12 protein-coding genes are annotated in these 13,933 nt (G+C 77.9%); 9 read left to right on the top strand and 3 right to left on the bottom strand.

The window, feature by feature from the left end; all coding sequences use genetic code 11:
- Window positions 1–49: 49 nt before the first annotated feature.
- Window positions 50–631 (bottom strand): CGNR zinc finger domain-containing protein, encoded by a 582-nt coding sequence (locus D7294_RS07605; protein WP_120676866.1) that lies wholly within the window; start codon window positions 629–631, stop codon window positions 50–52.
- Between the two features lie 90 nt (window positions 632–721).
- On the opposite strand from D7294_RS07605, the gene D7294_RS07600 reads away from it, so the two are divergent.
- Both D7294_RS07600 and D7294_RS07595 read left to right on the top strand, forming a co-directional pair.
- The gene (locus tag D7294_RS07600; protein WP_120676864.1) at window positions 722–1,189 is read left to right on the top strand and encodes a carboxymuconolactone decarboxylase family protein; all 468 of its coding nucleotides are present in this window, start codon (window positions 722–724) and stop codon (window positions 1,187–1,189) included.
- Window positions 1,186–2,142 (top strand): phosphotriesterase family protein, encoded by a 957-nt coding sequence (locus tag D7294_RS07595; protein WP_120676862.1) that lies wholly within the window; start codon window positions 1,186–1,188, stop codon window positions 2,140–2,142. The genes D7294_RS07600 and D7294_RS07595 overlap by 4 nt, the downstream gene beginning before the upstream one ends.
- A gap of 440 nt (window positions 2,143–2,582) precedes the next feature.
- Here the strand turns inward: D7294_RS07595 and D7294_RS07590 are convergent, their stop codons facing one another.
- On the bottom strand, window positions 2,583–3,233 hold the full coding sequence (locus D7294_RS07590) for an HXXEE domain-containing protein (protein WP_120676860.1): 651 nt from the start codon (window positions 3,231–3,233) through the stop codon (window positions 2,583–2,585).
- 150 nt (window positions 3,234–3,383) lie between these two features.
- Between D7294_RS07590 and D7294_RS07585 the strand changes: the two genes are divergently transcribed.
- From D7294_RS07585 to D7294_RS07570, 4 genes are all read left to right on the top strand, one after another.
- Window positions 3,384–4,463 (top strand): sensor histidine kinase, encoded by a 1,080-nt coding sequence (locus D7294_RS07585; RefSeq protein ID WP_120676858.1) that lies wholly within the window; start codon window positions 3,384–3,386, stop codon window positions 4,461–4,463.
- Window positions 4,460–5,137: a response regulator gene (locus tag D7294_RS07580; protein ID WP_120676856.1), complete on the top strand. Its 678-nt coding sequence runs from the start codon at window positions 4,460–4,462 to the stop codon at window positions 5,135–5,137. Before D7294_RS07585 ends, D7294_RS07580 begins: the two co-directional genes overlap by 4 nt.
- Before the next feature lie 121 nt (window positions 5,138–5,258).
- A complete protein-coding gene (locus D7294_RS07575; protein ID WP_120676854.1) occupies window positions 5,259–6,170 on the top strand; it encodes an ATP-binding cassette domain-containing protein in 912 nt (303 codons plus the stop codon).
- Entirely contained in the window at window positions 6,167–6,916 is a 750-nt protein-coding gene (locus tag D7294_RS07570; protein ID WP_241562172.1) for an ABC transporter permease subunit, read from the top strand. The genes D7294_RS07575 and D7294_RS07570 overlap by 4 nt, the downstream gene beginning before the upstream one ends.
- A gap of 95 nt (window positions 6,917–7,011) precedes the next feature.
- Here D7294_RS07570 and D7294_RS07565 read toward each other — a convergent pair whose 3' ends face one another.
- Window positions 7,012–8,520 (bottom strand): alpha-L-fucosidase, encoded by a 1,509-nt coding sequence (locus tag D7294_RS07565; RefSeq protein WP_120676852.1) that lies wholly within the window; start codon window positions 8,518–8,520, stop codon window positions 7,012–7,014.
- 361 nt (window positions 8,521–8,881) lie between these two features.
- On the opposite strand from D7294_RS07565, the gene D7294_RS07560 reads away from it, so the two are divergent.
- The 3 genes from D7294_RS07560 (at window position 8,882) to D7294_RS07550 (ending at window position 13,906) form a co-directional block, all read left to right on the top strand.
- The gene (locus D7294_RS07560; protein WP_120676850.1) at window positions 8,882–9,835 is read left to right on the top strand and encodes a sugar-binding transcriptional regulator; all 954 of its coding nucleotides are present in this window, start codon (window positions 8,882–8,884) and stop codon (window positions 9,833–9,835) included.
- A gap of 349 nt (window positions 9,836–10,184) precedes the next feature.
- A complete protein-coding gene (locus tag D7294_RS07555) occupies window positions 10,185–12,794 on the top strand; it encodes a glycoside hydrolase family 78 protein (RefSeq protein ID WP_120677131.1) in 2,610 nt (869 codons plus the stop codon).
- A 269-nt stretch (window positions 12,795–13,063) separates the two neighbouring features.
- Entirely contained in the window at window positions 13,064–13,906 is an 843-nt protein-coding gene (locus D7294_RS07550; protein WP_147450788.1) for an alpha/beta fold hydrolase, read from the top strand.
- Window positions 13,907–13,933: the final 27 nt, after the last annotated feature.

Here is a 13,933-nt window from a genome sequence, read left to right as displayed (position 1 = left end):
GGCGCCGCCGGGCCCGGGTCCGCCCGGGGCGGCGGTCCCCGGAGGCGGGTCAGCCGGTGGGGGCGGGCGGCGGGGTGGCGCCGCGGCGGGCGCGGTGGGCCCGCACCCGGCCGCGGCTGGCGCAGGCGGGCGAGGGGCACCAGCGGCGCCGGCCGCCCGCGTCGGTGAACAGGCCGCGGCAGTCGGACTCGGGGCAGATCTTGAGCGCGTGCCGCTCGGGTCCCGTGAGGTGTTCCGCGGCCTGGCGGGCGATCCGGCCCAGGGCCGCGGCGGCGGTGGCCGGGCCCTCGCGCACCAGGCGGTCCCCCAGGCGCAGCCGCAGGGGCTCCTCGCGCCGGGCGAGGTAGGCGCTCAGCTCGGCCACGGCCTCGGCGGGCGGGGTCTGGCCGGCCGCGGTGGGCAGGGCCACGGAGCGCAGCAACTCCCGCAGCCGCCACGCCTCTTCGAGGTCCGCCTGCGCCGGGGCCGTGCGGGGGGCGAGTTCGCTTCTGTCGAGCCACTCGGCGAGGAGGGCGGGGGTGGCGAGCCGTTCCGCGGGGTGGGCGCCGAAGGCGCTGCCGCGGGTCGCCAGCAGGTTCAGCCAGGTCGCGCCGCAGTCGAAGCGGAAGGCGAGGGAGGGGTGTGCAGCCACCCCCCGAGTGTAACGGCTTTGACGTTACACGTGCTAGGCTCCCCCCGTCGTAACGGGCCAGCCGTTACATCAGGGGAAGGAACCACGGAGATGGCGGAGACCGAGGACTGGAGGGCGGGGCTGCGGCCCGCACGACTGGACCGGGAGGCGGGGTACGCGCTGCTGGACGTCCTCCAGGACGAGGACACGCAGCGGGCCGCGCTGCCGGGGGCCGAGGCCCTGGCGCCGGGCTTCGCGGACTGGATCGTGACCGCGCTCTTCGGCGGCACCTACCAGCGCCCCGGCCTGTCGCCGCGCGACCGGCAGGTGGCCAACCTGGCCGCGCTCACCGCGCTCGGCGGCGTCGAGCCGCAGCTGTCGGGGCACGTGAAGACCGGCCTGCGGGTGGGCATGACGCCCGAGGAGATCACCGAGGTGTTCGTGCACCTGGCCCCCTACGTCGGCGTGCCGCGGGCGCTCGCCGGGCTGCGGGCCGCCGCGGCGGCCCTCGCCGGGAGGGACCGGACGGAGGAGGGGCAGGCCGGGCGGCCGGCTCGGGACGCGGGGCGGCGCCCGTGAACGCGCCACGGCCCGCCGTCCGCACGGTCCTGGGCGACATCGCCCCCGGCCGCCTCGGGCTGTGCGACGCCCACGACCACCTGTTCCTGCGCAGCCCGCTGCTGCCGGGGCAGGAACTCGACGACGAGGCCGCGGCCGAGGCCGAGCTGCGGGCCTTCGCGGCGGTGGGCGGGGGCGCGGTCGCCCAGTGGACGCCGCTGGGGCTCGGCCGGCGCATGGACCTGCTCCCGCGGCTGTCCGCGGCCACCGGCGTGCACCTGATCGCGGCCACCGGGCTGCACCAGGCCGCGCACTACGCCCCCGGCCGCCTGCGCCGGCTGCTGCCCGGCCTCGCCGAACGCTTCGTGGCCGACCTCACCGGGGGCGCGGCGGGCGCAGGCGAGGCGGGCCCGGCGGGCGGCGCGCCTCCCGTGCGGGCCGGGATGATCAAGGTGGCCGGCTCCTTCCACGTCCTCGACGCGCACGCCAGGTTCGTCTTCTCCGCCGCCGCCGAGGCCCACCACGCCACGGGCGCGCCGATCGGGGTCCACCTGGAGGGCGGCACCGCGGCCCTGGCGGTGCTGGACGCGCTCTGCGGCGGCCACGGCGTTCCGCCCGGCTCCGTCATCCTGGGGCACCTGAACCGGGCGCCGGATTCGGCGACCCACAGGCGGGCCGCCGAGGCGGGGGCCTACCTGGCCTTCGACGGGCCCTCGCGGGCCCACCACGCCACCGACTGGCGGCTGCCCGAGTGCCTGCGGGCCCTCGTCGAGGCGGGATGCGCCGAGCGGGTGCTGATCGGCGGGGACACCACGACCGCGGCGGCGCGCGCGGCCACCGGGGGCGGCCCCGGCATGCCCCACCTGCCGGCCGGGCTGCGCGAGGGCATCGAGCGCGAACTGGGCGCGGAGGCGGTCGAGTTGTTCTACCGGCGCAACCCGGCCAGGGCCTTCGCCGCGAGCTGGCGGGCCTGAGCTGCGGCACCCGGGCCGCGCGCGGGGCTCCCGCGGCCTTCGGCGGCCGGCGCACGGCCCCGCCCGGCGGCGGGTGCCCGCCGGGCCGCCGGCCGGGGCGGGCCCGGCCGCCTCACCGTGGCGGTCCGGCGGCCCCGGGCCGGGAGTCCCAGTGACGCATGTGCCGCGGCAGCAGGCCCCGCCCCCGGTGCCACAGTGCCGCGTCCGCTCGCGGATCGAGCCCCTCGGGGCGCACACCGCCCCGGCGAAGGCGTCCGCGTCGCCCGGCGGCTCGCGCTCCAGCCTGCGGGACTCCACCGGCGGCAGGCAGAAGCCGAGGTCGACACACAACTCGCGGAGCAGACGGCGCACTTCGGTGCCCGGTTCCCGGGAGGCCAGGGGGAGAGCACGACCGGCGGCCGGGGCCGCCGTCACCCCCGGGTGCGGCCCGGGGCCCGGACTCAGCCCCCGGTGTAGGGGCCGAGCTGCCGGTCGGTGAAGCGGTAGGGGCTGTCCGGGTCGCGCAGCAGGGCCTGGGGCGCGGCCGTCGCCGCCGCGAAGGCGGCGGCGTAGAGCACGCCCCTGGCCCAGTCGGCGCGGTCGATGCTCCCGTCCTCCTCGGCGATCGCCGCCAGGTAGCGCACGCCGAGCGGGACGTGCAGCAGGCCGGCGGCGAGGAAGCCGGGGCTGTAGCGGGCGCCGGCCTTGAGCGGGAAGAGCAGGCCGTGGCTGACGGCCTGCGCCATGCCGAGCAGGGCGGGCGCGATCCCCAGCCACCTCCGGCCGGGCAGCAGGACGGGCAGGGCGTAGAACGGATAGGCCAGGGCGGTGTTGGTCCACAGCGCGGCGCGGGCGTTCAGCGGGTAGGCCCCCGGCCGGTCGCTGCCGAACAGGCCGCGGTTGAACTGCCCGGGGAAGTACCCCGGGTCCTCGTACTCCTCGAACTGGTGCACCAGCAGGGCGCCCCAGTTGAGCGCGGCGTACAGCTGGGGCCGGGACAGCCTTCCCGAGGCCAGGGCGAGCGCGCCGCCCAGGCCCATCGCGAGCACGCCGGCCGCCCTGGGCCAGCGGCGGTCGACGGCGCCGGGCGACCTACCGCGCGGTTCCTCCATGCCGGCCCTCTCTCCGCCGTGCGCCTCTTCCCCTCCCCAGGCTGGGCCGCGGACGGCGCGGGGGCCACCCGCGAGGGGGCCGTTCCGGTGGCGGCCGGCTACTCCCGGCGGTGTACCTTCCGGGCGGGCACCGCTCGTACGGTGTGCGGTATGCGAACGGCGCTCATCACCGTGGGGGTCGGCTGCCTGCCCGCGGCCGACCTCCTGCGCACCGTGCCGGGCTCCCGGGAGGCCACCTGGGTCAGCTGGCTGATCCTCGCCTTCTCGCTGGCGGGGCTGCTCCTGCACCGGCGGCTGCCGCCGGTCTCGGTGGCGGTCACCCAGGGCGGCTGCCTCGCGTGGACCCTGTACGGGCACGTCGGCGAGCTGCTGAACCTGCCGGCGATGCTCTCGCTCTACTCGGTCGCGGTGACCGGCAGCAGGCGCCGCACCCTGCGCATCGCCGCGGTCACCTCCCTGCTCGCGGTGACCGCGGCCGTCCTCTCGGGACGGCAGGAGGGCCGCCCGGTGCCCTCTCCCCTGCTGGAGATGGCCGTTCCGCTCGCGCCGCTCCTGCTCGGCGAGGTGATCAGGGGCCGCCGGGAACTGGCCGCGGCCCAGGCGGCCCGCCGGCTGCGCGAGGAACGCATCCTGCTGGCAAGGGAGTTGCACGACGTGCTGGCCCACACGGTCTCGGCGATGACGGTGCAGGCCTCGGTGGCGCTGGAGGCGCTGGACCGCAGGCCCGAGCTCGCCCGCGAGGCCCTGGGGCAGGTCGGCGCCTCGGGCCGGGAGGCGATGCGGGAACTGCGCGCCACCGTCGCCCTGTTGCGGGAGAACCCGGCCGCGCCGCCGACGGTGCCCGCCCCGCGGCTGGCCGACCTGCCCGGGCTGCTCGCCCACCTGCCCGGCACCCTGCGCATCACGCTGGAGAACGCCGCGGGACCGCCGCTGCCGCAGGCCGTGGAACTGGCCGCCTACCGCATCGTCCAGGAGGCCCTGACCAACGTGGTGAAGCACTCGGCCGCCCGCCACGCCACCGTGCGGCTCGCCGCCGTGGACGGCGACCTCGCCGTCACCGTCGACGACGAGGGCCCGGCGGCCGCGGCGCCAGGGCCCGCCGGCTTCGGGCTGCTCGGCATGCGCGAACGCGCCACGGCGCTCGGCGGGACGCTGTCCTACGGCCCGCTTCCCTCGGGCGGCTTCCGGGTCAGCGCGCGGCTGCCCGCGTACGAGGGGGGCGCCGCGTGATCCGCGTGCTCCTCGCCGACGACCAGACCGTGGTGCGCGCCGGGTTCCGCGCCCTGCTCGACCTGACGGACGACCTGGTGGTCGTGGCCGAGGCGGCCGACGGCGAGCGGGCCGTCTCCTGCGCCAGGCAGACCCGCCCCGACGTGGTGCTGATGGACATCAGGATGCCGGGGCTCGACGGGCTGGCCGCGACGCGCCGGATCGCCGCCGACCCGGCGCTTGACGCGGTGCGGGTGCTGATCCTGACGACGTTCGACGCCGACGAGTACGTCTTCGAGGCCCTGCGGGCGGGGGCGGCCGGGTTCCTGCTGAAGGACGTGGAGCCCGCCGGGCTGCGGTCGGCGATCCGCACGGTGGCCGCCGGGCACAGCCTGCTGGCGCCCGCGGTGACCCGCCGGGTGATCGAGGAGTTCGCCAGGTTGCAGACCCCGCTGACCGAGGCGGCCGCCCGCCTGGCCCCCCTCACCGGCCGCGAGCGCGAGGTGCTGACGCTGGTCGGCGCCGGCCTGTCCAACCAGGAGATAGGCCGCCGGCTGCTGATGTCCCCGCTGACCGCGAAGACCCATGTGAGCCGCGCGATGACCAAGCTCGGCGCCCGCGACCGGGCCCAGCTGGTCGTCCTGGCCTACGAGACGGGCCTGGTGCGGCCGAGCGGCGAGCTCTGGGGCCCCTGAGGGAACGCGGGGAGGCGCCGGCCCGGGCGCGGGCGCCCCCGGCGGCGTACTCCCGGCGTCGTAGGCGCCGACTCCGCTCGCCGGATGTCCGGCGCCCGGGGCGCGCCTAGCGTGCACGGACATGATCGAAGTGCATCGGCTGACCAAGAGATTCGGCACGGCGACGGTCGTGGACGGCCTGTCGTTCACCGTGCGGCCCGGGCGGGTGACCGGCTTCCTCGGCCCGAACGGCGCCGGGAAGAGCACCACCCTGCGGATGATCCTCGGCCTGGACCGGCCGACCTCGGGCAGGGCCCTGATCGGCGGCCGCCCCTACCGCGAACTGACCGCGCCGCTGCGGACGGTGGGCGCGCTGCTCGACGCGCGAGCGGTGCACGGCGGCAGGTCCGCGTACCACCACCTGGCCGGGCTGGCCGCGGCCGGCGGCATCCCGCGGCGGCGGGTGGCCGAGGTGCTGCGGCTGACCGGCCTCGGGCCGCAGACGGCGGCGCGGCGGGCGAAGGGCTTCTCGCTGGGGATGTCCCAGCGGCTGGGCCTGGCCGCCGCCCTGCTCGGCGACCCGGAGGTCCTCATCCTCGACGAGCCGGTCAACGGCCTGGACACCGACGGCATCCGCCTGGTCAGGGAGCTGCTCAGGGAACGGGCGGCACGGGGCGGGACCGTGTTCCTCTCCAGCCACCTGATGAGCGAGATGGAGCTGACGGCCGATCACCTCGTCGTCCTCGGCAACGGCCGGCTGCTGGCCGACGCGCCGCTGGCCGAGGTCATCGCCCGCAACTCGCGGACCGTGACGCTGGTGCGGGCGCCCGAGGCGGAGCGGCTGCGCGAGGTGCTGGCCGCGGCCGGGGGCCGGGTGAGCGCCGGGGACGGCGGCTGGCTGGTGGAGGGCCTGGACGCGCCCACGGTGGGGGAACTGGCCGCGGCCCACGGGCTGACGGTCCACGAGCTGACCCCGCGCCCCTCCTCCCTGGAGGAGGTGTACACGGCCATGGCGCAGCCGGTGGCCGGGCAGCGGGCGGGGGCGGCGTCGTGAGCGCCCGCGTCTTCGGGTGGGCGCTGGCCCACGAGTGGCTGAAGTTCCGCTCCGTGCGCTCGACCGTGTGGACGTGGGCGGTGATGGCGGTGCTGCCGGTGCCGGGGGCCGCGTTCGTCGCGGCGACCGGCAGCCTGCAGCCGGAGGACACGGTGCTCGGCGGCGCCCTGACCCTGGCCGTGCCGGCGCTCGCGCTGGCCGCGGTGACCGGGGTCCTGGTGATCTCGGGCGAGTACGGCAGCGGCACCATCGCCACGACGCTGACCGCCGTGCCGCGCCGGGGCACGGTGCTCGCGGCCAAGGTGGCGCTGGTCGCGGGGGTGCTGTTCCTCGCGGCGCTCGCCTCGGCGACGTGCGCCTACCTGGTGGGGGACGCGATGCTCGCGGAGGACCGCCCGCAGGGCGAGCCCTGGCCGGCGCTGCTCGGCGTCGCCGCGCTGTTCCCGGTCGCCGGGCTGCTCGGGCTCGCGGTGGGGACGCTGCTGCGGCACGCCGCGGGCGCCCTCACCACGGTCGTCGCGCTGCTGCTGCTCCCCTCGATGCTGGGGCCGCTGTTCGGTCCCGCGGAACGCTGGGTGGCGGGCGCCTCGCCGACCGCGGCGCTCGAAAAGCTGACGCAGTCGGCGGACGCCGACGCGCAGGCGGTCGGCTCGCTCGGGGCCTGGCCCTCGCTGGCGCTGGTGGCCGGCTACACGCTGCTCGCCCTGGGCGGCGCCGCCACGGCGCTGCGCAGGCGGGACGTGTGACGCCCGCGCCCCGGCGGCGGCCGGCGGCGGCCTCCTCCGCGGGCCGCCGCCGGGCGCACGGCCGGGCGCGTTCCCCCGCGGCCGGGGGGCGGGCCTCACTCGATGCGCAGGACCTGGGCGTGGGCGGTGGGCGGGGAGCCGGGGAGGTCGACGCGGAGCGCACCGGCCGACTGCTCGAAGGACAACGGCCTTCCGTCGCCGAGGAGTTCCACCCGGCGGGGCGGGCGCCCGAGGTGGCCGGCTGCGGTGCCGAGGCTGGTGAGGTGGGCCTGGGCCCGCCCGGCGGGCCAGGCCATGAGGAACGCGTACACCGTCTCGTCGCGGCAGGTGTAGCGGATGTCCAGGTCGGTGTAGGGGAGGGCCTGCTCGCGTGCCTTCTCGCCCGCCACCCCGGTGGGGCCCTCGCCGTGGACGCGCCAGGGGCGGGTGCCGAAGAGCGCGGCGCCACAGACGTCGATCCAGGCGCCGATGCCGTCCAGGACGGCCTCGGTGTCCTCGTCGATGCTGCCGTCGGGCAGCTGGGGGACGTTCAGCAGCAGGCAGCCGTTCTTGCTGACCGTGTCGACGAGCAGGTGCACGAGTTCGCCCGCGGTCTTGTAGCGCTCGCCGATGCTGTAGAACCAGTCCCCGATGCTGGTGTCGTACTGCCACGGGTGCGGGTCGGGGGCGCCCAGCTGCTGCCGTTCGACGTCGAGCAGCACCGCCTGCCGGTCCTCTTCGGGGATGGTCTTGATGCTCACCACTCCCTCGGGGACGGCGTTGTAGTAGCGGGCCAGGAACTCCAGGCCGCGGGGGCTCGGCGGCTCGGGGGCGCAGACGCTGCCCTCGTCGAAGGGCAGGCGGGAGTCGTCGAGGTAGACCAGCTCGGGCGCGTACCGGTCGGTGACGTCCCGCAGGCGGGCGTAGAAGTTGTCGATGAACTCCGGCGTGGGCGGGTCGCCGGGGCGGCGGGGCGGGCCGTAGAGGTCGCGCGGGTCCAGGCCCTCCCACCAGGTGCCGCGCCCGTCCTCGGCGGTGAGGTGCCCGTCGTAGGGCACGCCGGCCCTGGGCCCCTCGGCGTCGGCGGCGAAGGCGGCGTCCAGCCAGCGCCAGGTCCAGGAGCCGGCGTGCATGCTGACGCCGAAGCGGAGCCCGGCGCCGCGGGCCGCGGCGGCCCACCGGCCGACGATGTCGCTGCGGGGGCCGAGGGTGACGGAGTTCCACGGCTGGTGGAGGGAGTCCCACAGGTCGACGTTGTCGCAGTGGGCGGCCATGGAGACGAAGTAGCGCGCCCCGGTGCGCCGGAAGCGGTCCATCAGCGCCTCGGGGTCGAACTTCTCGCCGCGCCACAGGCGGACCAGGTCCTTGTAGCCGAACGCCGAGGGGTGGCCGTAGCGGTCGCGGTGCCTGGCCGCCTGCCGCCGGGAGCGCTTCTGCTCGAAGTCCTCGGTGCCCGCGTAGGGGCCGTAGAGGTGGCGGGCGTACCAGTCGCCCGCCATCGCCACCGACTGCGGCCCCCAGTGGGACCAGATCCCGAACTTGGCGTCGGCGAACCAGGACGGGAGGCGACGGCGGCGCAGGGAGGGCCAGTTCGCCTGGTAGGGGCCGTTGCGGCTGCCGGTCATCGTGGTGTCCCTCGCTGCTCGGGTGCGGGCCTGGCGGTGGCGCTTTTCCGGTGGCGGGCTCGTGGGAAGGGGCGCGCGGCGGCGGGCTCGGCGGCCGGCGCGCGGCGGCCCCGGACGAGGCACGGGGAGGCACCGGGCGCGGGCGCCGCGGCGCGTTCGGGAGGAGTCGCCCTCGCCACCGGTGCGAATATTTATTCAGCAGTGAATGTTGATGCAACGTAAGCTAACCTTCCCCCTCGGGGCCGTCAAGGCGCCAGGCCCCTGCCCACGAGGCGGAGAACGGACGGCGAGCGGCACCAACGGGAAAGCAGCGAGGGGAACTTCGGCACGAGGACCGCGAGGAAGGGGCGGAGGAGAGGCGATGGCGTCCCCGGAGGAACTGCGCATCATGACGCGCGTGGCCCGCATGTACCACACGGAGGGCGTGCGGCAGCCGCAGATCGCGCAGCGCCTCGGGCTCTCCCAGGCCCGGGTGTCGCGCCTGCTGCACAAGGCGGAACGGCACGGCATCGTCCGGATCACCGTCTCCGCCCCGGCCGGCACGCACCCCGACCTCGAAGGCGCCCTCCAGGAGCGCTACGGCCTCAAACTCGCCCTCGTCGTCGAGGCCGCCGAGGACGAGGAGCAGCACCTCCTGCCGGAACTCGGCGCCGCCGCGGCCTACTACCTGGAGGCCACGCTGCGTTCCGGCGACGTCATCGGCATCTCCTCGTGGAGCGCCTCCCTGCTCGCGCTGGTGGACCACCTCCAGCCGGTTCCCGGGCTGAGCGGGGTGCGGGTGGTGCAGGTGCTGGGCGGGGTGGGCGACCCCGCCGCGGCCGAGCACGCGAACCGGCTGACCGACCGGATGGCGCGGGTGCTGCACGGCAGCCCGGTCCACCTGCCCTCCCCCGGGGTCGCCGGCTCGGCGGCGAGCGCGCGGGCGCTGCGGGAGGACCCGTTCGTGGCGGCCGGAATCGGCCTGTTCGACAGCATCACCGTGGCCCTCGTCGGCATCGGTTCCCTGGAGCCCTCCCGGGTCCTGGCGAGCAGCGGCAACGTGTTCTCCGCCGCGGAACTCGCCGGGCTGCGGGCCGCCGGCGCCGTCGGCGACGTCTGCCTCAGGTTCTTCGACGCCCACGGCGCGCCGGTGGACGCCGGGACCGCCGACCGGGTCATCGGGATCTCGCCCGGGCGGCTGCGGGCCGTCCCGCGCAGCGTCGCCGTGGCCGGCGGGCGGCGCAAGACCGAGGCCGTTCGCGGGGCCCTGCGCGGGGGCCTGGTCAACGTCCTGATCACCGACCGCTTCACCGCGGGACGCCTGCTCACCCCCTGAGGGCGGCGGCGCCCGGCCGCCCCCTCCCCCGCCCCCCGCCATCTCCCGCCCCCCTCCGCCACCTCCCGCCACCGATCACCCGATTCTCTCCGCCGCCCCGCGCCCTCCCCACACGCCGATCCCCGAGCCCTGTCCCCCAGCCAGAGCCGCCGCGTTCGACCACCGCGTCCGGTTTCCCCGCCCCGCAGCCGGCAGGCGAGCGGCCGGCGGCCCGGCGCGACCCGCACCCCGACGAGCGAGGAGCCACACCGTGCCCTCTTCCGACCCCGCCGCCCCCACCCCGGTCCCGTCCGGCCCCGCCGGCGCCGCCTCCCCCGCCGCCTCCGGCCCCGCCGCCCCGCCGGTCCGGGTGGCGCCTCCCGTGGCCGAGCACCACAGGACGGCCCTCGGCATCGGCGAGCCGCGCCCCCGCCTCTCCTGGACCACGCAGACGGCCATCCCCGGCTGGCGGCAGACCGCCTACGAGATCGAGGCGCGCGCGCCGGGCGGCGCGGCCCGGCGCACCGGCCGCGTCGAGGGCGCCGAGTCCGTGCTGGTGCCGTGGCCCGCGCAGCTGCCCCCGCTGTCCTCCCGCGAGCGGCGCGAGGTGCGGGTGCGGGTGTGGGGCGAGGGGAGTTCCCCCGCCGGCGGGGCGGGCTCCCCCTCCGGCTGGAGCCCGCCGCTGGCCGTGGAGGCCGGGCTGCTGAACCCGGGGGACTTCGCCGCCGCGATGATCGCGCCCAGCCTGCCCGGCGGCGCGGACGACCCGGAGCGGCCGGTGCTGCTGCGCGGCGAGTTCCGCCTGCCCGCCGCCCCCGTCTCGGCCCGGCTCTACGCCACGGCGCACGGCCTGTACGAGCTCGAACTCAACGGCACCCGCGTCGGCGACCAGGCCCTCGCGCCCGGCTGGAGCAGTTACGCGCACCGGCTGCGCTACGCCACATACGACGTCACCGGCCTGCTGCGGGAGGGGGACAACGCGCTGGGCGCCTGGCTCGCCGAGGGCTGGTACCGCGGCCGGATCGGCTTCCAGGGCGGCGTGCGCGCGTTCTACGGAACCGAACTCGGGCTGCTCGCCCAGCTGGAGGTCCGCTGCGCGGACGGCAGCGAGGCGCGGTTCCTCACCGGCGAGGAGGGGTGGCGCTGCGCGCACGGGCCGGCGCTCGCGGCCGGCATCTACGACGGCGAGCGCCACGACGCCCGCCTGGAACTCCCCTTCTCCACGCCCGGGTTCGACGACTCCGGCTGGCATCCGGTGCACCGGGCCGAGCGGGACCCGGCGACGCTGGCCGCCCCCGTGGGGCCGCCGGTGCGGGTCACCGGGGAACGCCCGCCGGTCCGGGTCCACACCTCGCCCACGGGCCGCACGATCCTCGACTTCGGCCAGAACCTGGTCGGCCGGCTGCGGATCAGGCCACGCGGCCCGGCCGGGACGACGGTCACCCTGCGGCACGCCGAGGTGCTGGAGGACGGCGAGCTGTGCACCAGGCCGCTGCGGGAGGCCGAGGCCACCGACCGGTACACGCTGCGCGGCGGCGAAGGCGAGGAGTGGGAGCCCAGGTTCACCTTCCACGGCTTCCGGTACGCCGAGGTCACCGGCTGGCCGGGCGAGCTGCGGCCGGGGGACGTCACCGCGCGGGTGCTGCACACCGACATGCGCCGCACCGGCTGGTTCGCCTGCTCGGAGCCGCTGCTCAACCGGCTGCACGAGAACGTCGTGTGGAGCATGCGCGGCAACTTCCTCGACCTGCCGACCGACTGCCCGCAGCGCGACGAGCGCCTGGGCTGGACCGGGGACCTGCAGGTCTTCGCGCCCACCGCCTGCTTCCTCTACGACTGCGCGGGGATGCTGGCCTCCTGGCTCGCGGACCTGGCGGCCGAGCAGTACCCGGATGGCACCGTGCCCCTCTTCGTGCCCACCCTGGAGGCCGAGGCCTGGCGGCCGGACTGGGCGCCGTCCTGGCCGGCCGCCGTCTGGGGGGACGTGGCGGTGCTCACCCCGTGGACGCTGTACGAACGCTTCGGCGACGCCGGGGTGTTGCGGGCGCAGTACCCGAGCGCGCGGGCCTGGGTGGAGCTGGTCCACTCGCGGCTGGACGAGGCGGGTCTGTGGCGCGGCCACCGGCAGCTCGGGGACTGGCTCGACCCGGCCGCGCCGCCCGAGGACCCCGGGCGCGCCATGACCGATCCCGGGCTCGTGGCCTCCGCCTACTTCGCCCACTCGGCCCGGCGGCTGGCCGACACGGCGCGGGTGCTCGGCGAGGAGGAGGACGCGCGGCGGTACGGGGCGATGGCCGCGGCGGCCGCGCGGGCGTTCACCGGGGCGTATCTGACCCCGAAGGGGCGCCTGACCTCCGACACGCAGACCGCCTACGCGCTGGCGCTGCGCTTCGCGCTGCTGCCCGAGGGCGCGCGGCGCGGGGCGGCCGGCCGGCTGGCCGAGCTGGTCGCCGGGGCCGGGCACCGCATCGCCACCGGCTTCGCCGGCACCCCCGTGGTGTGCGACGCGCTGGCCGGGGGCGGCGAACTCGACACCGCCTACCGGCTGTTGCTGCAACGCGCGTGCCCCTCCTGGCTGTACCCGGTGACGCAGGGGGCGACCACGGTCTGGGAGCGCTGGGACAGCCTGCTGCCCGACGGCCGGGTGAACCCCGGCGAGATGACCTCCTTCAACCACTACGCCCTGGGCGCGGTGGCGGACTGGCTGCACCGGACGGTGGCCGGGCTGGCGCCCGCGGCGCCCGGCTACCGGCGCATCCGCGTGGCGCCGCGCCCCGGCGGCGGCCTCACCTACGCGGGCGCGCGCCACCTCACCCCCTACGGCCCCGCCCGGGCCGGGTGGCGGATCGAGGGCGGCCGGCTGGTCGTGGAGGCGGTGGTGCCGCCCGGGGCGACGGCCGAGATCGAGCTGCCCGGCGGCGAGCGGCGGGAGGTGGGCGCCGGCACCCACCACGTGACCGCCGCCTGGCCGGCGGGCTGAGCGGGGCGGCCCGGCCGGGGGCGGCGGGCCCGCGCAGGGGGCGGCGGCCGGGCAGGCGGGGCGGGCGGCGGAGCAGGGGGGGCCGCTCCGCCGCCGGGGCCGGCCCGGGCGCCGCCGGAACCTCCCCCGTGGGGACGGCCGTTGGGGCACCGGGCGGGCGGGGTGCCCGCCCCGGGAAGGGGGCGGCGCCCTCCCGCGCGTCGGCGCGGGGCGGCATGATGGCGGTCGTGCGCCCCACGACGGGGCGGTCCAGCACGGGAGGTGGCCTCATGCGCTCGGTTCCGGCGGCCGGCGGGACGGTGTCCTACCGGAAGAGCGGCGCGGGCCCCGGCCTGCTCCTGCTGCACGGCACGCAGGGCGACGGCGGCCCGGCCTTCGGCGCCCTCGCCGGCCGGTTCGGCGATCGCCGCACGGTCCTCCTGCCCGCCGCCGGTGCCCCGGGTGTGTCCGCCGCTCCCCCCGGGCCGCCGCCGCTCGGCCTGCTCGTCGAGCAGGCCGCCGCGGTGGTGGCCGATCACGGCGCGGGCCCGGTGGACCTGCTGGGCGTCTCGCTGGGCGCGGTCGCCGCCGCCGCGACCGCCGCCCGCCACCCGGGGCTCGTGCGCCGCCTCGTCCTGGTGGCGCCCCTGCCGGAGGGCCGGGAGGCCGGGCAGCGGACGGTGTCCGAGACCTGGCGGGCGCTGGAGGAGGCCGACTCCGCCCTCGCCAGGCGCTTCGGCCTGTCGCTCGCGCTCAGCCCCGCGTTCCTCGCCACGCTCGGCGCCCCGCGGGTGCGGGAGCCGGGCCCCGCTCGGCCCGGGGCGGCCGGCCGGGGCGCCGGGACCGGCGGGCACCCCGGCGCCGGCGGGCTGCTGCCGCGCGTCCTCGCGCCGACGCTGGTCGTCGGGCTGACCCGCGACCACCTGTCCCCGCCGCACCACGCCCGGGCGGTGCACGCGGCCATCCCCGGCAGCAGGTACGCGGAGCTGGACAGCGGGCACGCGGTGCAGGCGGAACGGCCCGCCGAGCTGGCCCGGCTGGCCCGCGGCTTCCTGCTCGCGGGCGAGGGCGGCGGCGGCCGGGTGCCGGAGGCGGGCCCGCGGCGGGAGGCGGCGGGCGCCGCCGGCTCCTGAACGCGCCCTCCCCCGCGGCCTTCCCCG

Origin of the sequence: Streptomyces hoynatensis (genome assembly GCF_003626535.1) — a bacterium.
Lineage (GTDB): Bacteria > Actinomycetota > Actinomycetes > Streptomycetales > Streptomycetaceae > Streptomyces > Streptomyces hoynatensis.
Note: the sequence above shows the minus strand (reverse complement) of the source record. Positions and strands in the feature narration are given on the sequence as shown.